This is a genomic window from Methylobacterium sp. AC832 (genome assembly GCF_979256025.1).
Map to the genome: position 1 here is coordinate 111,996 of NZ_CEEDMV010000003.1, position 20,846 is coordinate 132,841.

Here is a 20,846-nt window from a genome sequence, read left to right on the forward strand (position 1 = left end):
GATGCGGCCTACGAGTTGATGGTGACAGGGATTTTGTGGGCGACGACGTAGCGCGCGAGCGGCTCGCCGAACCGGTCGAGCTCGCCGGTGTCGTAGCGGAAGCAGGTACGCGGTCCGGTCGCGGCCCCGGCGGGGGCATCGAGGACGCCGAGGAGCCCGATCTCGAGGAACGGGTTCGTCCCGGTCGGGACGGCCGAGAGCTGATAGGTGACGGTCCGGGTTCCCGCGACATGGACCGCCGATCCCTGGACCAGCGACACGACCGACCCGTTCTTGTCGTCGCCCCAGACCACGCCGTCGTTGCCGGGGTCCACGATGTTGGTGCGGTCGATCTGGAAGGTGCCGGGGAGATCGCGGAAGGTGATTGCGAGCGATGTGCCGGTCACGACCGCCGAGACGGCATCCGGCGGCATGGTGTTGCCGCCCTTGTCGTACAGGTCCGAGACGTAGCCGTGCTGAGCGCCGTTCTTGTTGTACCCAACGGACGTCAGGTGCTGCGTGTCGGCATAGGGGAAGGCGTATTTGGAACCGACGAGGATGATCCTGCCGGGGTTCTCCAAGGCGGCCTGATGCTGGGCCAGGGGGATGGCGCTTCGGATGGTCCCCGAGCGTGTCCAGGAGTTCATCTGGCAGATGAACATCGGCACGACCTGCAACGGATTGCCGGTGACGGCACGGACGCGCGCCTGGAAACGGTCCTGCATCAAGACGAGCTGACCCTTGTAGTAGGCCAGGTCGCTGTTGACGTTACTTTCGCCGTGCACGAGCCGCAGTCGCACCCGCAGCGTCAGCCCGAGGATCTGCGCGATCAGAGAGGCGCGTTGAACGGCCTTCACCGCGTTCTCGAAGGGGAACATGCCCTCCTGGAGCTTGTCGATGGCCACACCGCCGATGCCGTAGGCGCCTTCGAGCGTGACACTGGTCGCCGGCAGCTTGCCCGGCCGCGTCACGTACTCGGCGACGGCGGACATGTAGGTCTCGCTGTGCTGCTCGTAGCAGTCGACGATGGTCTCGATATTGGCGTCTGGCAGCGGCGCGTTGGGCACGCCATTGGTGAGATAGATGCTGTTGTGGTCGGTGCCGTAGGTCAGCACGCCCGCGTTGCCCCTCCACCCAGAGGATGGGCGGGGCTGCCATGTCGTTCGACGCGGCATCGGTCGAGAAGTCGATGAGACCGACCATGGCATTCCTCGAAGGCAGGCACGCATGCGACCGGGCCCGATGACGCGCGGGGCGTCCGGGTCGGTTCGAGCACCTGAGACGGCCCGCCCGCCACGCTGTCGGCGAGCGCCTTCATGGCCGACGTGTCGGTGCCGTAGGTCCCGCCGGCCAGCGCCGAACCGGTGGTCTGCGCCAGGCTGTTCGGGTCGGAGAGCTTCGACGCGGCAGAGGCGACGCCGCCCGTGTCGACGTTGGTCTTCACCCCGCCGAGCTGCGCGGCTGCGCTCTGGGTACCGGCGGTCGAGCCGCCATTGCCCAGCAGCGAGCCGAGGAAGCTGTTGCCCGCCTGCGCCGCGCCCGTGGCGCCGCTGGCATTGGCCTTCATGCTGTCCAGGCCGGCCAGCGTGGTCTGACCGAGGCCGGCGACGCGCTCGCCCGTATAGACCTGCGAGCCGACACCGGAATCGAACGCGGCATTACCGGAATCGATGATCTTCTGCAGCGACGGGACCGCCGCGGCATACGGATCGGACTTCGTGTTCTGCGTGGTCGTGGTGGTCTTCGTTCCGCCGCCGCTCATCAGGCCACCCGCAACTGTTTCGAGTAATAGGCGTCGACCTGGTAGTCGGGGAGCAGTGCAGCCCATCCGACCCGGCCAACGAATTCGACACGCTCGCAGCCATTGCGCGAGGCACCGGCCTCGATCTGGGCCATGATCTCGCGCCAGCGACGAACGTCGGTCCCGCCGGTGGCGAGGACGCAGCAGGATCGCCCGCCGCCGGCGATCTCACGCACCTGAGTGACGCCCGCGCCGATCGGCGTGCCGTCATCGCCCAGGATCAGCACCAGGAGCGCAGCCTCGACCTCGACGAGGCCGTGCAGATCCTCGATCGACAGGTCGCAGCCCGGACGGGCGCAGGCGCGGGCGAGCCACGGCTCCGCCACCGCCCACGCGCTCGCGAGGTCGGCATGATCGACGGGAAGAAGCTGCATCAGGGGCGCCGGAGCTCGTAGCGGACGACGCGGTCATCGGCGAAAGACACACCGTGCCCGAGCACGAACGATCCGCGCGCCGTGGATTTCAGGAAGATGCCGGACGCCGCGGCGGATGCTGACATCGGTACCGGCACGACGAGCGTGCCCTCGGTGCAAAGCGGGTCGACCACTGTCGTTTCAAGGCCCGGGGCGAGGGTCACGGCGCTCTTGCCGATCGCGTTCGAACCGCCGCTGGCAATCTCACTGATCGCCTGGATGATCCGGTCGAGCCGTGTCTCGTTCTTACCCGGGACGATCATCGCGAGCCCTCTCGCCGTGCATGCGGCTCGATCGCGGAGGCGTAGCTCCACGGCGTGTCGGCGGGGATGCGGATGCGGGCCCGGTGGTAGCGGGCTGACGAACGGCAGGGGGCGAGGCGCTCCACCGTGGGAGCCGTCTCGGGCCGGTAGCGGACCGGGGTCGATTGACCGGCATTCTCGCGCCCGCCGACCGCGATGCGCCAGTCGTCGGCGTCGCTATCAAGGCGCACACCGTCGATGAAGGTCCGATCCGGACGGGAGATCATCGCCTCCGCCGTCTCGAACGTCGCCTGGAGCGCCGGCCCGTTGAGAAGTGCCAGCCGGTTCGCGCCGGTGATGACGCCAAGCGAGGGCGCGCCCCCGGCATAGGATGGGTCGTCGAGGGATTTCTGCCCCGGATCGTCGAGGGAGCCCGGGATGTTGTCGATGGAGACGCCTGGCGTCGCGGCGACAAGCCCGAACCGCACCGGCATGGCGATGAACGACCAGCGGTCGAGCAGCCAGTCGTAGAGCAGGACCTCATCGAGGAGCGTCGGATCCGACGCGCTCGCGGTCCTGCTACGATAGGCGAACATGACGCGCGGGCCGGTAGGATCGCGAATGGCCACGACCGAGGCGACCGCATTCGGGTCGACGCGATCGAGGAAGAACCGGTTCACCCGCTCCGCACCGATCGGCGTCGAGCCACCGCCCTGGAACAGGTGGAATCCGTCGCGATCGAGGAAGAACACGCGCGGGCCGACCTTGGCGAGGGACCAGGGCGCCACCGCACCCCTGTTCTCCTCGTAGACCTCGAACCCGAACACCTCGGCCGAGTTCGGAACGAACACCATTCGGCGGATTGCCCGTTCCTGGAACACGATGCCGAACTCACCGCCGGCAAAGCCCGTCACCGCGCCGCCGTCGGGGAAGATCTGCAGGTCCGAGGTGTGACCGCCGCCGACGCCGGGCTGCCAGAACTCGATGTTGCCGAGGTCCGACCAGTCCACCGAGTTCGGGTCGGCGGCCAAGCCTGCCAGCACGACGAACTCGCCGACGACGCCGACGTGGCGGGCACGGGGCGGGCTGCCTCCGAGATCCTGGAACTGCTTGCCTCTGTCGACGTCGATGACCTGGACGGCCGTTCCGAGCGTGGTGGCGAGCAGGCGGCTGCCGTAGACCGCGAACGACCAGTAATCGCCCGGCGGGATGCTGTAGGTCGCGCCCGGCTTCGACACGTCATCCCAGCCCGACGAGCCGAGGTTGTAGCGATAGAGCTTCGTCCGGGTCCCGGCGAAGTAGACCGGGAACCCGAAGGCCGGCGACTTCACCTCGATGGCACCGAGGCAATCGGCCGGCAGGGGGAGGGAGATCGGAACGGGCGAGGCGAACGGCCCCCATCCATCGGCGCGCGGCACCGTGTTCGTCGCCACCGCCGTCACCGAAGCGTCGAGCGAGGCGACGTCGGGGGCGAACGGTGCCAGCCCGACGCGGATGGGGGCATCAGCCATGGCTTAGTTCAGCCCCTTGGAGGCAATGAGCTCGGCCTCGACTTCGGCAGCGCGCTCGGCGCGGCGTCCGACCTTCACACCGCTCGACTCTTCGATGAAGAGCTTCAGACGGTCGTCGGCGTTCTTCAGCCACTCACCGGCGCGGGCCTCGTCCTTCTGGAACGAGTATGCTTCGGCGATCACCCCGTAGAGGTAGAGCTGCGGCGCCTTCTGGATCAGCCAGTTGGTCTGAGCCGTCGGCGTCAGGGACGGAACACGCTGATAGAACACGGCGTCGATGGTCCCGGCGCGACCGGGAGCCGTCCGGATCTTGCCGCCGGCGACGGTGTAATACATCGGAGCGCCGTTCGGGCGGAAGCGATGGGTGAACTCGGGGCTGTTGGCCTCGACATACCGAAGGCGCTGGACACGACCGGCAGGAGCCGCCTTCCAGTTGACCATGATCCATTCGACGTAGGTCGCCGGGGTCGCCACGGTACCGTCGACGCCCAGCGTCAGGGTCGCTTCGGTCTCCATGCCCGGCACCTTGAGCGCCGAGTTCAGGCGGTTCTCGGTCAGCTGGATGAAGGTCGGGTAGTAATCCTCGAGGTCGTTTCGAGCGATATAGTCCGAGACGTTCAGAACGAGGCTGTCGTAATCTATGATGGCGGGGAGAGCGGCCATGAGATGGTCTCCGGGTCAGAGGTGGTAAGCCCGGATTTGTCCGGTCGATGCGATGCGGTTTGACCGGCCTCGCAGCGAGCGGAACGCATCCGAGACGAGGAGGCCCTGCGCTTTGGCGAAGGCAGGGTCGCGAAGGGTGTTGAGTCCGAGGTGCTGCTTGGCGCGCGCAGCAATGAGGTCGGAGGCTTCATCGACCCAGGGCGATGTCTCGTCTCTCTGGGAAGGGGCTGGAACGAGCACGTGGGCGGCGAGACGGATCGTCCACGCGTCTGACGGCATCGGCCAGAGCCGGATGCTGCGGTCGAAGTAGGAATAGGCGCAGGGCTGCGAGGCGCTCGCCGGATCGTCCCTACGTTCGATCGTCGATTCCGAGATGCGGGTCAGCGGATAGGTCTGGCCGTTCTCGATCCGCACCAGGCTGTCGATGGCGAGCAGGTCCGGGATGTCCGGTGCATCGCCGCCGAAATAGACGTCAGTCCCGGCCAGGGTCTCGAAGGTCAGGATCCGCTCGCTGAAGAAGAACCGCTCCGGCTGGTAGTGCCGGATCGCCCGACTGATCGCGATTTCGATCTGACGGCCGAGGTCCGACCGCTCGATGTCGTCCTCGATCTCGTCGATGAGGTCGCCGAGCGTCGGTTTCCCTTGCGCGTTCGGCATTGGCGACCCTCGGATTCGTGGACAGGTGCGGCGGCAGAGCGCTGGGCTCCGCCGCCACGAGCATCAGGCGTCGTTGTTCGGGACGTACTCAATGACGATGGTGGCGACGCCGGCGGCCGGGGCGCCGGTGACGGTGCCGTACAGCACGGTGTCACCGACGAGGCGGCCCTTGACGGTACCGGTATCGGGGCGCTTGGCGCCGGCGGCGGTTGCAGCGGAATCGGCCGCGGCGACGATGTCGTTCCCGCCGACGGTCGTGCCGACGGTGAGCGTGGTGCCGGCGGTGAACGCAGTCTCGATCAGCACGAGGGTGCGGCTGATCAGGGCGCCGTCCGGCAGGGAGGCCGGGAAGGCGAAGGCGCCGTCGGCGAAGGTGACGGTGCGGCGGATGGTGTGAACGACCTGCTCACGCAGTTCGCGCGCGGCCGGGCGCACGGGGGTGACGTTGGTGGCCATGTCGGGCCCTCTCAGGATGGGGGATGAGACGAAGGCGCGGAGCCGTCAGGCCCCGCGCACCGGTTCAGTCAGGAGAGGCCGCTTAGGCGGCGTCGGCGGGCTTGGCGTAGGTCGGGATGACGATCGTGCCGAAGTCGTCGCCGTTGTAGGTCGTCTTCTTCATGCCCCAGATCGCCCAGGCCGAGACTTCGAGGTTGCGCTTGTGGTCGAGCAGCTCCTCGTTCCAGCGGTAGCGGGTCTCGCCGCCGGCCTTGCCATAGGCGATGGTCGCGGCCTGCGCGCCGAGCAGCACGGCGCGGCGGGTGAGCGGCACAGCCGTCTTGCCGTCCGGCGACACGCCGGCGGTGACGTCCTGCGCCTCGCGGAGCACGACGTTGTTGTACTCGCCGAGCGCACCCGAGAAGATCGGGGACTTGGACGATTCCATGCCGGCCATCGCAGCCTTTTGGATGTCGAGCCACTGGCCCGCGGCGGTGTTGGTCCGGAGCGAGGTGACCTGCGTCGAGTGCAGGTACATCACGTAGACCTTGCGGCCGTTGACCACGATGGGACGGATCATGACCTTGCCGGTGGAGCCGCCGGTCTTCGCGAGCTCGACGGCCTTGTCGATGAGGTCGAGGGTCATGATGTCGCCCGCGACGAGGGCGCCATCGTTGGCGCGGCCGTTCGGGCGGAAGATGCGACCGACGGACGGGGCGGTGACAGCGTTGTTGGCGCTGAACTTCTTGCCGTTGGCCAGGCCGTTCACGGGGGTGAAGCCGCAGACGTGGTTGAAGAACGACACCGTCTTGCGGGTCTGGAACCAGTCGGCGAGACCGGCGCGGCCCTGCTCACGCAGGTTGAAGGGCACGCGCTGGGCGTCGATGGTGTGCTCGGACTTGCAGCCGACCACGTGGCCGAGCTCGTCGATGGTGACCTTGTCGGAGTTGGTGCCGAGCTGCTCACCGTTGCCCTCGGCAACGTCGGAGGAGGAGAAGCCGTCGCCCTTGAGCTGCATGCGCAGGCCGAAGGTGACCTGGTCGCCGTTGCCCTTTTTGGTCTCGGTCTTCTCCTGGATGATGGAGCCGTCGCCCTCGCCGATGAGCGGGTCGATGTCGATCGACTTGTTCGCTTCGGTGGCGAGCTTCTTCGACCACAGCTTAACGGCCAGGGGGTCGTTCACGGCAAATGCGGTGTAAGACATGGGGGTGCCTTCTGGGCTTGTGTCCGGGGGATAGGGGTACGTTGCGGGCTGTGCGTCGCCGCGCGGACGGAAGCCGGGCCCCATGGTGCCGCTGGGGACGGTGGTCGGACGGGATCCTTGCCGGGGATCAGGCGAAGACCGTGACGAGGCCGAGCGGATCGCGTGCCGTGCGATCAGGCGAACCGGGCCGGCGAACGCAAAAAGCCCGCGAGATGCGGGCTTCGGACGGACGTCGGATCGGGGAGTTGGTGGAAAAACGAGAGGGCAGGGCCCGGATGGGCTCGCGCGTCTCGCGACGGATAGCTAATGCGCGGAGATTGCCCGTCGGGTCAAGCGAGATGTTTTATCCGACTGCTGGAAGCCGCACGGGCGTAAATGCCCGCTCTGGTGCATCCGCCTTCAACGTAGATACCCTGCGCGCCGGCGACCTCCTGACTACGACCGACTCCGGTACTGACATGACCCGGATTATGGATAATCGGGCTACCGCGATCCGAGGACGGTCGTCGCATACATCCGCCGGGCAAATGCCCTTAAGCGGCACGTAAGAGGCGGGTTTCTGCAATCTCAATTAAAAACGGCCGGGGTTTCCCCCGGCCGCTCATTGTCGTGACGGCTGATCCGCTTAGCGGAGAAGCTGCAGGATGCCCTGCTGCGCCGTGTTGGCGAGCGAGAGGGCCGAGATGCCGATCGACTGGCGGGTCGACAGGGCCTGGGAGTTGGCGGCTTCCTCGTTGAGGTCCGCGTTCGTCAGGTTGGCTGCACCGGTGTCGAGGATGTTGATCAGATTCTTCGAGAAGTCCTGACGGTTCTGCACCACTGAGAGGTTGGAGCCGAAGGTCGAGGACTGCGCGCGAAGCTGGCTGGTGGCGGAGGTGATGGCCGTCAGTGCCTTGTTGATTTCATCGTCAGACTGAAAGTCGCCGGCAATGGCATTAAGTCCAAGGCCATCCGCATCGAGTTTGGCGCCCTCGATGTTCAGGTTGGACGAACCCGTCTCGTTGAAGGTGACCTTCAGCGAGTTCTCGGCCTTGTCGGTGCCTGAGCGGTACAGCAGGTTGATGCCGTTGTAGCTCGAGTCCTTGGCCTGCTGGGTGATCTGATCCAGAAGGCTGTTGAACTGCTTGGCGAGCGACTGACGCGTGGCGTTGGTACCAGTACCGGTCCCTGCAGTTCCAGAAGCAGATACAGACTTTGCCGGCGATGCATCAGAATCGACCCCAAAGCCGATATCGATGTTGTTAGCAGCAGTCGCATCCGATTGCGCAGCGGTAACAGTAATCTTCTGTTTCGCGCCAGTTTCAGCCGATGTGAAAGTAAGCGCTCCGCCAACGACGCTTGCGGTGACCTTGCCATTGAAGCCGGTGTCAGCAGTCAGCTGCGCGTTGATTGCATCGACCACCGCATCATCATCTGCATAACCAGCGGTTAGATCGATTGTCTTTGCAGGTCCATCGCCCAACTGAATCTTGAAGCTTCCATCCTGTGCTGCTGTCAGCGTAGGCAAAGTGGTGAGGTTACCGGTGAGTACCGCCTTGGTCGAACCGTCGCGTGCATCGGAACCTGTAGCCGCAATGGTTCCGGCTCCAGTCCCAAACCCAATGTCGGTATCGGTCGCGGCAACGGTATCAATTTGGAACGTTACAGCCGATCCAGTATCTTTAGTTGTAAAGGTCATACGACCATCAGCTGTCTTCCCAGCGGTCAGCTTTCCGGCAAGATCAGCGTCATTCGAAATCTGATTGTTGATTGCCTTGAGCACATCATCGGAGCTGACCTTTTTCAGGTTGCTCACCGATGACGTAAAATCTGCTTTCGTAAGGCTAATCGCGATATCAGTGGTCCCACCATCTAGCGATACAGTAAAAGATGCATCTTGGTCGCCAGAGAAGTCGAGAGTTCCATCGGTAGCCGCACCGGTAACACCCTGAAATGCGGTGCCGGCAGTCACGACCGCAGCAGCGGCGGTTGTACCACTGCTAACAGCGCTCTTATCGGCCAGCGCCTGGTTGGCGGTGGACTTGGCCGAATCGACCAGCTTCTGGATCGAGGTGATGCCCTGGTTAGCGGCCTGAATTGTCTGGACGCCGTTCGAGATGCCGTTGAGGAGCGAGCCGAGATCGCCCGAGCGCCCGGTCAGCGACTGTGAGGTAAAGAAGCTCGTCGGGTCGTCAAGGGCCGAGTTGACCTTCTTGCCGGTCGACAAACGGTTCTGGGTCTGGGTAAGCAGATCGGCCGTGCCCTGCAGCGAGAGCAGGTTCTGACGGGTCGCAGCGGTAAGGGTGATGCCGGAAGACATTGATTTTGATCCTTTGGATCTGAGAACCCTCTAATTTCGAAGGCACGTCACCAAGGCGCTCAACTTCCTAACCTGGCATTAAAGTGATGTGATCATTTCCGAGGCGAACTCGGCTTTCTGCCGTATGATTAATGCATCGTTAACCCGGTGCACGTACCTTTCGAGAGGCACGAGCGCTGCGTCTGATGCATTAATTTGATTAGCTCAAAAGGAGTTGAGTGATGGCATTAAAGCTTACGATTAGGCCAGGCGAAACTGTTTTCGTAAACGGCGCCGAGATTTGCAATGCGGGATCAGCTACAAGCTTAGTTATCAAGAATCACTGCCGCATTCTTCGCGAGAGCGAGATGGTCAGTGAAGGGGAAGTATACCTGCCATGCTCTCGGCTCGCTTTTATGTTGCAACAAATTGTACTTAAAGAAAACCCATTCGATGAGCTTAACGAGCTTTCGAAACTGGCTGTTCAAATTTTGCAGAGGATGCCTTCGGTCTCGCCTCAAATCCTGGAAATCCAGAACCTTCTAAGCGAAAAAAAGGCTCATATGGCTTTCAAGAAAGGCAAAGCATTGATGGCTATTGAGGCTGCTGAGTTCGGAACAGCTAAAGCCAGCTGACGGCAACTAGCCCTGGGTGCTACATGCTACCTGTACGAGATGATCGAGCTCGAACCGTTACGCCCTCAAAGGGTTAGCTCCCAGAAGGTCGTTTAGTGCCTGTGACGAGCCGGAAGCGGAAGCTGATGAACCGCATCCGTCAGGCCTTAGACTGTAGCATTCAACCCCTTTTTGGAATGTGGTCGCATCGGTAACGCCAGGCGTGAACCGTTTTGCGACCAGCTAATCTTCCAACGTTGGTACGTCCTCATCCTCGAATTAGGGCGTAGTCTCAGCCACCCATCAGGGCGCGGACGCGAGCCGGATTCTGCGCCGAGACCTTGTCGAAGTCGGCCTCCGACATTCCGGCGAGCATCTCGAGGGTGAGTTCGCCGGCAGGCGCTCCGCCAGCGGCCGACAGGGACTTGCTCGCAGCCTGACCGCGGGAGATACGCGCCGCCTTCTCCGCCGGGCTCTCGGCCGGGGCAGCGGCAGCCTCGGCCGGCTTCGGGGCGAACCCGCGCACCTTGGCGAGCTGCAGGATGCGCTCGGCCGGGGACTGGCCGGCGGCAATGGCGGCCTGGACGAGACCGAACTCATCGTCACGGACCGCCTTCACCGCATCGGCCTCGGACATGCCGTAGACCTTCAGCTCGGCAATGCGGCCCTGGAACAGGTGCTCGTAGGCCTGCGCGAACTCGGGCTGGGCGGCCATTACGCGCTGGACGTCGCCGCGGTAGCTGGTCAGGACCTCGCCGCGCTGGGCTTCCTGCGCCTGTGCCTCGCGCTCGGCCTTCTGCGCCTCGGTCATCTGGGTCTGGCCGGTGCGGATGTCCTGGATCTGCTTCTCCAGGTACTTGGCGTAGCCGAAGATATCCTCGTTCGGGTCCGGGGGCGTCTCGGGCTCGGGAGCGGCCTGCGCGGCGGCGGCAGGCTTTGCAGTCTCGGTGAAGACGCGCAGCCGCTCATCGGCGCGCGCATGCTTCTCCCTCAGTTCGAACAGTTCGCGCTCGACGGCCTTGCGGCGCTCGCGCTCCTGGTGGAAGGCACCATGGCGGACGAACTTGCCCTTGTTCTGGTCCGCGTCGCCGTCCTCGGCATCGGTATCGACGACATCGCCCGGTGCAGCGGCCTCGGCCGGGGGCACAGCGGCAGCGGCGACATCGGGGGCGGCATCGCCACCAGCGAGCGGCTCGGCAGCGCCAGCGGCCTCGGGAGCGGGCTCGCCGGACGCATAGGCGTCAAAGGCGGCCTGCTCTTCAGCCGTGAAGGCGTCGCCGCTGTCTGCGGAGGCGTTGAAATCGTCGCTCATGGGTGTCCTCGTGACGTGAAGGGTACGAAAGCCGGCATGACGCCGCCGGCCGGGCGATCGGGATCAGGCCGCGAGAGGGCCGGCAGGCTGGGCGGGCGGAGCGGCCATGGCCGCCACCTTCGCGAAGCCGTCGATGTGGTCGTGCTGGATCAGCGCCGATTCCCGCTCGGCCTTGGCCTGCTTGAGGTTAGCCCCGGCGGTGAGGTCCTGGATCTTCGCCACGGCGGTCTGCATGGCGACCTGCTGCTGTTGCTCGGCCTGTGGATCGGTCGGAGCCTGCGCGAGCAGCTCGCGCATCTTGGCGACGAACGAGGCCGGGAATGGCCGGCGGGCAGCGTCGGGAGGGGCTTCTCCTTCATCCGGCCGCTCATCAGCGTGCCGTCCTCGACCCAGGTCACGGCGCCTGGCTTGGCGTAGCTCGCCTCGAACTCGGCCTGATCCGGGACTGCGCCCTTTTCCATAAGGATGCCGCCCTTCGCCTGCCGGTTCAGCATGTCCATGGTCTGGGACAGCCACTTATTGGCGTAGCGCTGGGGGTCCTTCATCATCCGGACGATGCCGAACCAGGTCCCCTTGTTGTGGTCGCGGTCGCCCGTCATGCAGGCGTAGGAGAAGCGGTCGCCGGCAGGGGCCTCGCCCTCTTCCAGCACGGTCCCGCCGATGAAGGCCCGGCGATAAACGCGCTTGGTGATGCTGTGGGTCTGCAGGGTGATGCCCATGGCGGCCGCGCGGCGAACCAGGACGGAGGCCTTGCCCGGCTCCATCTCGGTCGCCTCACCGGTGCCGGGGTCGGTCACGGCGACGACGCGGTGACGCTCCCACCACTGGCATTCGACGATGGTCACCCGCGACGTGCCTTCCTGCGCGGAGCCGGGACGGTCGATGCGGCTGTCACCGGGCTGCAGGCCTGCATGCTGGTCGCCGTCGCGGTCCTCGGCCCAGGCCGCATCGAGGTCGGCCGGGTCGGCATCGGGGAACAGTCCCTCGGCCTCGGCCCGGTCCATCGACTTCGCGCGGAAGATCCGGCGGGCGTCGGCGAGGTTCCGCTTCCGCGCCGTCGAGTCCCAGACCATTTCGAGAGGGTCGACCCGGTCCTCGACATAGGCGCCATCGGGATCGAGCTCGTAGTCGAGCCGCATCTCCACCCAGCCCATGCCAGTAATCGCGACGTCGACGAAGGCGTCCGATTCCTCGTCCTCCGCCTCGGCCTCGTCGGCGAGGTAGCGCCCGGCCTCGGTCAGGACCTCGTTCTTGGCCGCGTCCCCGATCTCACGGGGCAGGTATTGGATGTCGAGGCGGGCATTCACCTCGGAGCCCGCAACCGCCTTGATGATCGGCAGCATGCGATTGAACGTGATCGGCGGGCGGCCCTGCTCTCGCAGGACAGCCTCGTCCGCGGCGGACCATTGGCGGCCGGCCACGAAATCATAGTCCTCGCGCGCCTCTTCACGCCACCGCGAGGAGGCATCCCGATCAACGCGAAACCAGCCCTTCAGCTTAGCTGCCAGAGCGTCGCGATCGAGCGCCTGGCTCTCGCGCGTGGCGGTCTCATCGCCGGGCGTGGTGCCGCGATCGGCGTCGATGTCCGTCATGTCGCCCATGCCGATCCTGAAGGTTGCGAGGCGCGGCGCCTGATGCGCGCGTAGCGGTCGTTCGGCCCGATCAGGGCCGTTGGAGGCGCCTGCGGCTCGGCGATCCTGGACAGCTTCTCGCACGAATACGACGGCGAGGGCGGGATCGTGGATTGGGCCGACCGCCTCGCCGAGGGTACCCCGAAGCCCGGCATCGAGCACCCGCGCAAGAAGGGCGATCATCAGGACTGGTGGAAGGATTGGGCCGAGAAGCCCGTCGACAGCCCCGGCAACTGGAAGGCCCCGAAGCTCGCCCACAAGCGGATGATGAACGCGATCCTGCAATGCAGGGCCACGCTGATTTTCTGCCTGCGCGCGGACGAGAAGATCAAGATCGCGAAGGACAGCCGGGGCAAGACGGTGGTCGAGCAGCTCGGGTGGATGCCGATCTGCGAGAAGCGCTTCATGTACGACATGACGGCGAGCTTCACGCTGTCCCCGGACTCCCCCGGCCTCCCGCGCTTCGACCTGCCGCACAAGCTCCAGGAGCAGCACCGCAGCTTCTTCCCGCAGGGCAGGGCGATCGACGAGGATTGCGGCCGGCGGCTCGCTGCATGGGCCAAGGGTGGCGCGGCGCCGGCGGCATCGAAGCAGGTCGAGCGCGCGCCGTCATCGCCTCGCTTGACCGATGATCGGGAAAGCACACGGGCGCCCGAGGGCTCCGGCATGTCCGATCAGAGCTGGGGTTTCCTGAAGGAGGACGCCTTCGCAGCGGCTGACGAAGGACCCGACGCGCTCGCGCAGTTCCGATCGACCCTTCACATCAACCACGACCGCGCACTCGACACGATCCAGGGCGAGCTTGATCGCCGCGCCGACGCCGCCGTGACCCGCAGCGAGGCCGCGTGATGCCGGTCCGTCGCCTGAAACAGGACGAGCTCGATCGCATCATCGAGATGCGCGAGCGCGGATGCAGCCACGCCATGATCGCGCGGGTGATCGGCTGCTCGCAATCAGCCATCTGGTGGCAGTGCCTCAAGCTTTGCGCCGAGCCTCCGAAGCCGCCCAGACCACTCGACGGTCGCCAGCAGCAGACGGTCGTGATGCGCAAGGGACTGCCTGTCCGCGCCTTTACTCCGGAGGATGACGCCCGGCTCCTCGCCCTGGAGGCCGAGGGGCTGTCCGACACCGAGATCGGCCGCGCAATGGGGCGCCGGCCCAACTCCGTCCGCGGGCGGATGATGACGCTCGCCCGGAGCGAAGCACGTGCGGAGATCTACGCATGACCCGCTCCCTGATCATCGACAGCTTCGCCGGCGGCGTTTCAATCACCCAGAACTTGCCTCTCAAGTTTGCGAATTTGCGTCCATTTCTTGTCAAAACTTTCTTTAAGCAACGCTTCCAAAGCCTTTCGGCTGGAGGCCCATTCAGCAAGTGCGTTATCTACGTTAGAAGGAGCAGTTATTTTTTCTTCTTCTGTGCTGTCGTCTTCCCCATTTTCATAGTCCGGAACAAGCGTGCCCCTTTTAAACACATCCGCCAATTCACGCATGGCTATATAAAGGGTGTAATATGCGCCCGCATGGGACATTCTTGCCAAGGCGACTATGTCATCAATAGGATATTTCTCTCCTATTTCAGTAAGCTCACGAAGAAGACTGGACGATTCAACTATTATAACCGTCCATTTTTCGGGCCAATCCTCATAGATTGCCGGCCAAGATCTTACATCTCTGTATCGCCCAAGCTGACGTGCGATCCTATAATCGAAAACGTTCAATTTTTTAAGGATGCCGATCTCGATCTCTATCTCGCGGGCCACGTCCAAAGCAGACAATCTAGCCGAAGCTGCGGATTGCTTGGACATTTCGCGCAACTGACCGCGCGCAGGTATTGTTGCAATCCAAGCTGCAATGAGCGCCAGTATAGCTCCAAAAAAAGCCTGATAGCGATTGAGCCAAAACTCAAAGCAACTGGCTGCTTTCATGCCTTCCATTGTTCTGAAATTTTCAGAGTCGCTGCATGCGCCTTCCAGCGTGATCTCCAGCAAAACGCCCATCAAGATCAGAGCGGCTCCGGCGAACCAGGGGGTCAATCTTCGAATTTCTTCTCGCGAAATCAGTCGAACCGACACTGTGACACCCTTCTTGTGCAGCCATTCCTCAACCTAGCATCGCCAACGGCTGTGCGTATCCCGGCATTGTGCAGCGCCATCCAAGCAATGGCGCGCCATTCACAATGGCACGTGCTCAGCAAAGAGGACGCCTGATGGTCGCCTACAGCTTCAAGAAGCAGTTCGGCCCGCCGATCCTGGCCGGCACGAAGGCGCAGACGATCCGCGCCGACCGGAAGCGCCACGCGCGGCCGGGCGAGGAGCTGCAGCTCTACACCGGGATGCGGACGCGGCAGTGCCGGCTCATCGCGCGGGTACCCTGCATCAAGTCTCCCCCTGCCGGATCGACGTGCAAGCTCACCTCGTCTTCGCGAACGACAATTGGGCCCGCACGGCTCGGGACCTCGATGCCTTTGCGATCCGTGATGGCTTCCGGTCGTGGGACGAGATGGTGGCGTTCTGGCGCGCCCAACATTCCGCCGTCACCGACTTCCGGGGCGTGCTGATCCAGTGGGTGCCGCTCGCCCCGGCCGACGCGCTCGACATCGGAGCCGCAGCATGACGGGCATGAGCGCAGACACTGACCCGAAGCCTGACGGCTGGCACCCCTGGCCGCAAGCCGAAGGGCACACGATGCGTGACGCTCTCTACGTCGGCGGCGGTGCCGTCGCCACCGTGGAGGCATTTTCCGACAACGGTCCCTGGTACGCCAACGCGATCACGCCGGAAGGCGAGAGTGTCCGGCGTGGGCCAGGGTCGACGCTTGAAGGTGCCATTGCTTGGGCCGAGCAGATCACCGGATACCGGGTGAAGAGGGTGCCGAGCATCGCAGAGGGGAGGGCGGATTGACCACGCTTCCGATCGGTCTCTCCCCGCGCGGGCTCACACGCGACCAGGCGGCCGAGTACGTCGGCTGCGAGACCGTCGCGGCATTCGACAGCTGGGTTCGGAAGGGTATCGTGCCGCCTCCGATCCAGGGGACGAACCGCTGGGATCGAAAAGCAATCGACAGAGCCCTTGATCGCCGGTCCGGCCTTCTCGACAGTGCCGACCAATCCTTCGAGGAGTGGGCGGCGAGCCATGCGGGTTAAGCTCAAGGGTGTGAACACGGTCACCCACACGGCGGCCGACGGCTCCACGTCGAAATATTACTACCACCGAGCCAGCGGGAAGCGCATCACTGGCGAGCCCGGCTCGGCCGAGTTCCTGGCGTCATTCGAGGAAGCGGGCAGGGCTGTTGCGCAGGAGCGAAGCGCCGGCACCGTGTCGTGGCTGATCCGCCAGTACTGCGACTCGCAGCAGTGGAAGAAGCTCGCCGAATCGACGCGGACGATCGGACGGTTCAATCTCAATGCCGTCGAGGCCAAATGGGGGGCGACGCTGCTTAAGCACGTCGACGACCGCCGCAGCCGCGCACTCTTCCTGAAATGGCACGACCAGCTCGCTGAGACCCAGCCGCGCGCGGCCGACAACAAGCTTGCAGCCCTCGCCCGGGTGTTCTCGTGGGGCTACAATCGCGGGCACCTGATCCATAACCCGATCGCCACGTTCGAGCGGGCCTACGGCAACAGCCGGGCCGAGCTCATCTGGCTACCGAATCACGTTGCTGCCTTCGACGCGGTGGCGAACGCTGAGATGCAGCTTTCGTTGCTGCTCGCGCTCCATACCGGCCAGCGCCAAGGCGACCTGCTCCGCCTGCCGTGGTCGGCCTATGACGGAGAAGCGATCAGCCTGCGCCAGGGGAAGGGCGGCCGGAAGGTCTGGATCCCGTGCACGGAGGCGCTGCGCGTCGCCCTCGATGCCGCGCCGCGTCGTGCGATCACCATACTGACGAAGCCCGACGGCACGCCCTGGACGAAGAACGCCTTTCACAATGCGTGGAAGTCCGCCTTCACGCTCACGCGGATTACCGACGACCTTCACTTCCACGACCTGCGCGGAACAGCCGTCACGATGCTGTCGGAGGCCGGATGCACGCCGCAGGAAATCGCGACGATCACCGGCCACACGCTGGCATCCGTGAATAAGATTTTGGAGCTGTATCTCGCCCGGACGCGGGCCTTGGCGCAGAGCGCGATTGTGAAGCTGAACGCCCACCGCAGAAACGCTAAGTGAACATCGCTTGCAAAAGATTTTGCAAAACATGGGTCGGCCCGAAGGCCTACACCACTCTAACGCAGGGAAAACACCAACAAAATTAAGTTGGTGCGGCCAAGAGGACTCGAACCTCCACCCCTTGCAGGACTAGCACCTCAAGCTAGCGCGTCTACCAATTCCGCCATGGCCGCATCGGTGCCACCCGTTCCGCCGCGCTCTCCGCCGGAGGGCGGTGCGAGGCGTTTCGTGTGGCGCGGCGCAGCGGATAACAGATCGAATCTGCCACGACAAGCGCCGTCATGCGTCTCAGATGAGATCGACCGGTCCATCGAGGATCTGAACCGCCCCATCGCCAATGGTGACGCCCGGAATGCGGACCACGTCCGCCTTGCGGATGAGCTCGGTGATCTCCACCGAAATCCGGTTTCCGGTCACGACGATCTGGCCGCGCGCGATCGGGTGGTCGTTGGCGAGAATCTCGACCATATCGGTTTCCGTGGATTCGAGTTCGATCACGGCGCCGCGGCCCATGCGCAGCAGCATATGGAGCGGCATGTGGCTGCGCCCGAGCACCACCGAGAGATCGACCTTGAGGTCTTCGAGAACTGCCACGCGCCACGAACTCCGTCGGCCCGCACCGGGCCTGCCATGCCGGAGTGTTCCTGAGATATGGTGAAGCCTTGGTAAACGAACCCGCCGGCAAAAACCGTCTCTCCGTCTCGACGGTCGATTTTCGGCCGCGCTCCGGCATGCGGCCGGTCCTGTGGCGGATCAGCGACACTCCCGTCCCCTACGAAGAGGCGGTGGCCGCAATGGAAGCGCATGCGGGGCGGATCGCCGGCGGGGAGGCGCCGGAGATGGTCTGGCTGCTCGAACACCCGCCGCTCTACACCGCCGGAACCTCGGCGAAGACCGGGGACCTCGTCGAGCCGGACCGGTTCCCGGTCCATGCCACCGGGCGGGGCGGCCAGTACACCTATCACGGACCCGGCCAGCGGGTGGCCTATGTGATGCTCGATCTCAACCGGCGCAGGCCGGACCTGCGCGCCTACGTCTCCGCCCTGGAGGCCTGGATCATCGCCACGCTCGACGCCTTCAACGTGCGTGGCGAACGGCGCGAGGACCGCGTCGGCGTCTGGGTGCGCCGCCCCGACAAGGGGGAGGGGGTGGAGGACAAGATCGCGGCGATCGGCATCCGGGTGCGCCGCTGGGTGAGTTTCCACGGCATCAGCCTGAACGTGGAACCCGACCTGTCGCATTTCTCCGGCATCGTGCCCTGCGGCATCTCCGGACACGGGGTGACCAGCCTCGTCGATCTCGGCCAGATCGTCACCCTGCCCGAACTGGACATGGCGTTGCGCGCGGCGTTCGAAGAAATTTTCGGGGAGACCCAGGACGAATGAAGGCTGGCGCCGGACGGATATGGCGGCGCGTCATCGCTTCGGCACGAAAGAGTAGACCTATAAATTGGAATTATATATCAATATTCCATGTCTATCTCGAAGGCACAAATCTGAATAAGTAAACATTATTCCTCCATGGCGGTTTATAGTTATTCCAATCTATTCGATGAGATTCATCCATCCGCCATTGAACAATTGACACACCCGGCTTCGCATTCGTAGTTCGACACTTATCGACGTTCGACAGAGAGATGGACTGTCTCACGCAGCACTGCACTCCCCCGAGGGCGCGCATAGTCGGCACATATCTCGACGTTACGGCGGGAGATCCGTTCCGGGCAATCGGGACCGCAGGGTTATTCTCGTAGGCGAGCGCATATGACGACCCGCACCGTTCTGTTCCGCCTGCATTGGCTGCTCGGCCTCACGGCGGGGCTCGTCCTGGCCCTCGTGGGCGTGACGGGCGCGCTGCTGAGCTATGAAGAGGCGCTGACGGAATGGGCGAATGCCGACCGTGCCTTCGTCACCGCGAGCGATGCGCCCCGCCTCTCGCCCGCCGCCCTCAAGGCGCGGGTCGAGGCGCAGCAGCCGGGGAGGGTGGTGAGCTCCCTGGCCCTCTGGGGCGATCCCGAGCGGAGCCCGCGCATCCGGTTCGCCAACGACCCGGCCATGGGCGCGCGGCCGCCGACCCTCTATCTCGACCCCGTCGACGGCCGGACCCTCGGGGAGATGCGCCTCGAAGACACGTTCGCCACCATCCGCAAGCTGCATCGCTGGCTGCTGCTTCCGGGCGACGGCAAGGGCTGGGGCCGCAGCATCACCGGCATCTGCGCCATCGCCCTCCTGGTCTTCCTGGCCACCGGGCTCTACCTGCGCTGGCCCAAACTCCATACGTGGAAGATCTGGCTGAAACCCTCCCTCAAACGGCCCGGACGGCCGCGCTGGTGGTCGCTCCACACCATCGCGGGGACCTGGCTCGTGCCCTTCTACGCCGCCATCGCCCTGACCGGGCTGTGGTGGTCCTTCGACAGCTACAGGAACGCCGCGACCTGGCTCCTCACCGGTGAGACCCGTGCGCCCCGGGCGGCACGCGGACCCGGCGCGCCGCCTCAGACCACCGGCTCGGCCCTCGATACCGCCTGGGCGACGTTCAGCGCCGGGGAGGGCGCCGGCGCGCACATGGCCCTCATCGCGCTGCCGGGGCCGGAACAGGCGGCGATCCGCATCCGTTTCCTCGCCACCGCCTCGGACCTGCCGAAAGCCCGCGACGAGGCGACCTTCGACCCCGCCACCGGCGCCCGCCTCTCGCAGACCCGCTTTGCCGACAAGCCCCTCGGCCGGCAGATGGCCGAGAACATGCTCGAAGTGCATCGCGGCCGCTTCTTCGGCGGGTTCGTCGCCTTCCTGTTCTTCGCCGCCTCCCTGGCGATGCCGCTCTTCGCGGCGACCGGCCTCACCCTCTACGTCCTCCGCCGCGGCGCCCGCCGCCGCAGGCTGATGGCGGCAGCCCCCGCCGGCGCGGGGACGATCCGCGCCTGAGCGGGCGTCCGCCCATGATGCCCCTCAGGCAGCGATCTGCCCGGCACCCGACGATCCAGGCCGGCTTCCGAGTAACGATCTCCTCCGGCGGTCCACATCTGACGGCTTATTCCGTCTGTTCACGACCCTTGGCAGGCATCGGGAAGGTCCGCTTCGCGGCACCTGGGCGGACGATGACTACGACTGGGTTGAGGGATCTCGGCCAGTCCGCAATCAGTCAGATAGGAGAAAAAATAGACTTGATGACGACTTCCGCACTCAAACAATGGGCATATCATCCGCAAGACGTAGAGTACTCGCGCGGCGACATCCCTACGAATCGTCGAAACATGGCTGCAAAAGCACCGGTGGTTTCATAGCCCAGGGCTTGGGCAGTCCCGGTCACGGACTCTCCAGCAATCAGCATCGGCACGGCCGAGAGAATCCGGGCTTGCTGACGCCACGTCGAGAGGGGGCAGCCGAGTTCATGAAGAGCGAGGCGTCTCAGAGTCCGAACTGATGCGCCGGCGCGACGCGCCAACTCGTCGATCCGGTGCTCTTCTCCAGGCCGGGCCAGTATGCCGGCACAAACGCGCGCTAGGCGGGGGTCTGAGGGCATCGAGAGGGCGACACCTTCCGGGTCGAGATCGGCGAGTTCATCGACCAGCACGGCGGTCAGGCGGCCATTACGTTCTCCATCGCTTGCGGCGCATGGATCGAGCATGCGCAGGATCAACTCCCGTACCAGCGTTGGGACCACGAAGCCGCGAGGCACATCGCCCAAGAGCCGCTGGGCGCAAGCCGTTTCGATGTAGAGCGTCCGGAGCGACACGTCTCCCCGTGCTCGGAGTGCATGCGCCAGCCGCGGCGGGATCCAGAGGGCTCGCTGAGGCGGGACGAGCCACAGGCGCTGAGCCGCCCGGATCTGCATGACGCCGGCGGTGGCATGAATAAGCTGCCCGCCGACATGGCAATGCTCGCCGACGACGGAGCAATCCACATAGTCGCGCGCAATGGCGTGGAGGGACATCGCTG

23 protein-coding genes and 1 tRNA gene are annotated in these 20,846 nt (G+C 64.8%); 8 read left to right on the forward strand and 16 right to left on the reverse strand.

From position 1 onward, the window contains the following. Positions 1-8: 8 nt before the first annotated feature. The 10 genes from AC0IXR_RS12105 to AC0IXR_RS12150 all read right to left on the reverse strand — a co-directional run bounded on the left by AC0IXR_RS12105 (position 9) and on the right by AC0IXR_RS12150 (position 9,204). Positions 9-1,094 carry a hypothetical protein gene (locus tag AC0IXR_RS12105; RefSeq protein ID WP_471760862.1) on the reverse strand — a complete coding sequence of 362 codons (1,086 nt, stop codon included), beginning with the start codon at positions 1,092-1,094 and terminating at the stop codon, positions 9-11. Continuing rightward, positions 1,088-1,741, reverse strand: a complete 654-nt coding sequence (locus tag AC0IXR_RS12110; protein ID WP_471760863.1) for a hypothetical protein — start codon at positions 1,739-1,741, stop codon at positions 1,088-1,090. The genes AC0IXR_RS12105 and AC0IXR_RS12110 overlap by 7 nt, the downstream gene beginning before the upstream one ends. Further along, positions 1,741-2,154, reverse strand: a complete 414-nt coding sequence (locus AC0IXR_RS12115) for a hypothetical protein (RefSeq protein ID WP_471760864.1) — start codon at positions 2,152-2,154, stop codon at positions 1,741-1,743. The genes AC0IXR_RS12110 and AC0IXR_RS12115 overlap by 1 nt, the downstream gene beginning before the upstream one ends. Beyond that, positions 2,154-2,456 (reverse strand): hypothetical protein, encoded by a 303-nt coding sequence (locus tag AC0IXR_RS12120; RefSeq protein ID WP_056426649.1) that lies wholly within the window; start codon positions 2,454-2,456, stop codon positions 2,154-2,156. The genes AC0IXR_RS12115 and AC0IXR_RS12120 overlap by 1 nt, the downstream gene beginning before the upstream one ends. Continuing rightward, the gene (locus AC0IXR_RS12125) at positions 2,453-3,946 is read right to left on the reverse strand and encodes a hypothetical protein (RefSeq protein WP_056426646.1); all 1,494 of its coding nucleotides are present in this window, start codon (positions 3,944-3,946) and stop codon (positions 2,453-2,455) included. The genes AC0IXR_RS12120 and AC0IXR_RS12125 overlap by 4 nt, the downstream gene beginning before the upstream one ends. A 3-nt stretch (positions 3,947-3,949) precedes the next feature. Next, positions 3,950-4,609 carry a phage adaptor protein gene (locus AC0IXR_RS12130; RefSeq protein ID WP_056426642.1) on the reverse strand — a complete coding sequence of 220 codons (660 nt, stop codon included), beginning with the start codon at positions 4,607-4,609 and terminating at the stop codon, positions 3,950-3,952. A gap of 15 nt (positions 4,610-4,624) precedes the next feature. Continuing rightward, positions 4,625-5,266: a phage adaptor protein gene (locus AC0IXR_RS12135; RefSeq protein ID WP_056426639.1), complete on the reverse strand. Its 642-nt coding sequence runs from the start codon at positions 5,264-5,266 to the stop codon at positions 4,625-4,627. Between the two features lie 63 nt (positions 5,267-5,329). After that, complete coding sequence (locus tag AC0IXR_RS12140) at positions 5,330-5,722, reverse strand: hypothetical protein (RefSeq protein WP_056426636.1); 393 nt, start codon at positions 5,720-5,722, stop codon at positions 5,330-5,332. 82 nt (positions 5,723-5,804) lie between these two features. Continuing rightward, entirely contained in the window at positions 5,805-6,905 is a 1,101-nt protein-coding gene (locus AC0IXR_RS12145; protein ID WP_056426632.1) for a N4-gp56 family major capsid protein, read from the reverse strand. Positions 6,906-7,530: 625 nt separating this feature from the next. After that, positions 7,531-9,204 (reverse strand): flagellin N-terminal helical domain-containing protein, encoded by a 1,674-nt coding sequence (locus AC0IXR_RS12150; protein ID WP_471760865.1) that lies wholly within the window; start codon positions 9,202-9,204, stop codon positions 7,531-7,533. 221 nt (positions 9,205-9,425) lie between these two features. Here AC0IXR_RS12150 and AC0IXR_RS12155 point away from each other — a divergent pair, with 221 nt between their 5' ends. Then, on the forward strand, positions 9,426-9,818 hold the full coding sequence (locus AC0IXR_RS12155) for a flagellar biosynthesis repressor FlbT (RefSeq protein WP_082490393.1): 393 nt from the start codon (positions 9,426-9,428) through the stop codon (positions 9,816-9,818). 271 nt (positions 9,819-10,089) lie between these two features. Here AC0IXR_RS12155 and AC0IXR_RS12160 read toward each other — a convergent pair whose 3' ends face one another. After that, positions 10,090-11,109, reverse strand: coding sequence for a hypothetical protein (locus AC0IXR_RS12160; protein WP_471760866.1), 1,020 nt, complete (start codon positions 11,107-11,109; stop codon positions 10,090-10,092). A gap of 149 nt (positions 11,110-11,258) precedes the next feature. Then, positions 11,259-12,701 carry a portal protein gene (locus AC0IXR_RS12165; RefSeq protein WP_471760867.1) on the reverse strand — a complete coding sequence of 481 codons (1,443 nt, stop codon included), beginning with the start codon at positions 12,699-12,701 and terminating at the stop codon, positions 11,259-11,261. Between the two features lie 147 nt (positions 12,702-12,848). On the opposite strand from AC0IXR_RS12165, the gene AC0IXR_RS12170 reads away from it, so the two are divergent. Continuing rightward, positions 12,849-13,589 carry a hypothetical protein gene (locus tag AC0IXR_RS12170; RefSeq protein WP_471760868.1) on the forward strand — a complete coding sequence of 247 codons (741 nt, stop codon included), beginning with the start codon at positions 12,849-12,851 and terminating at the stop codon, positions 13,587-13,589. Beyond that, entirely contained in the window at positions 13,589-13,966 is a 378-nt protein-coding gene (locus tag AC0IXR_RS12175; RefSeq protein ID WP_471760869.1) for a hypothetical protein, read from the forward strand. The genes AC0IXR_RS12170 and AC0IXR_RS12175 overlap by 1 nt, the downstream gene beginning before the upstream one ends. A gap of 38 nt (positions 13,967-14,004) precedes the next feature. Here AC0IXR_RS12175 and AC0IXR_RS12180 read toward each other — a convergent pair whose 3' ends face one another. After that, positions 14,005-14,775 (reverse strand): hypothetical protein, encoded by a 771-nt coding sequence (locus AC0IXR_RS12180; RefSeq protein ID WP_471760870.1) that lies wholly within the window; start codon positions 14,773-14,775, stop codon positions 14,005-14,007. A gap of 313 nt (positions 14,776-15,088) precedes the next feature. Between AC0IXR_RS12180 and AC0IXR_RS12185 the strand changes: the two genes are divergently transcribed. The 3 genes from AC0IXR_RS12185 to AC0IXR_RS12195 all read left to right on the forward strand — a co-directional run bounded on the left by AC0IXR_RS12185 (position 15,089) and on the right by AC0IXR_RS12195 (position 16,908). After that, positions 15,089-15,355, forward strand: a complete 267-nt coding sequence (locus AC0IXR_RS12185) for a hypothetical protein (RefSeq protein WP_471760871.1) — start codon at positions 15,089-15,091, stop codon at positions 15,353-15,355. Between the two features lie 5 nt (positions 15,356-15,360). Then, complete coding sequence (locus AC0IXR_RS12190; RefSeq protein WP_471760872.1) at positions 15,361-15,642, forward strand: hypothetical protein; 282 nt, start codon at positions 15,361-15,363, stop codon at positions 15,640-15,642. A gap of 168 nt (positions 15,643-15,810) precedes the next feature. Further along, positions 15,811-16,908 (forward strand): tyrosine-type recombinase/integrase, encoded by a 1,098-nt coding sequence (locus tag AC0IXR_RS12195; RefSeq protein ID WP_471760873.1) that lies wholly within the window; start codon positions 15,811-15,813, stop codon positions 16,906-16,908. An 88-nt stretch (positions 16,909-16,996) separates the two neighbouring features. Here AC0IXR_RS12195 and AC0IXR_RS12200 read toward each other — a convergent pair. Together AC0IXR_RS12200 and AC0IXR_RS12205 are read right to left on the reverse strand one after the other, a co-directional pair. Continuing rightward, positions 16,997-17,081, reverse strand: a tRNA-Leu gene (locus AC0IXR_RS12200). Positions 17,082-17,196: 115 nt separating this feature from the next. Continuing rightward, the gene (locus AC0IXR_RS12205) at positions 17,197-17,502 is read right to left on the reverse strand and encodes a FliM/FliN family flagellar motor switch protein (protein WP_056426499.1); all 306 of its coding nucleotides are present in this window, start codon (positions 17,500-17,502) and stop codon (positions 17,197-17,199) included. Positions 17,503-17,639: 137 nt separating this feature from the next. On the opposite strand from AC0IXR_RS12205, the gene lipB reads away from it, so the two are divergent. Continuing rightward, entirely contained in the window at positions 17,640-18,293 is a 654-nt protein-coding gene (gene lipB, locus AC0IXR_RS12210) for a lipoyl(octanoyl) transferase LipB (RefSeq protein ID WP_207412762.1), read from the forward strand. 378 nt (positions 18,294-18,671) lie between these two features. Next, positions 18,672-19,832, forward strand: a complete 1,161-nt coding sequence (locus AC0IXR_RS12215) for a PepSY-associated TM helix domain-containing protein (protein WP_056426497.1) — start codon at positions 18,672-18,674, stop codon at positions 19,830-19,832. A 274-nt stretch (positions 19,833-20,106) separates the two neighbouring features. Here the strand turns inward: AC0IXR_RS12215 and AC0IXR_RS12220 are convergent, their stop codons facing one another. Beyond that, positions 20,107-20,841 carry an AraC family transcriptional regulator gene (locus AC0IXR_RS12220; RefSeq protein ID WP_471760874.1) on the reverse strand — a complete coding sequence of 245 codons (735 nt, stop codon included), beginning with the start codon at positions 20,839-20,841 and terminating at the stop codon, positions 20,107-20,109. Positions 20,842-20,846 lie beyond the last annotated feature (5 nt).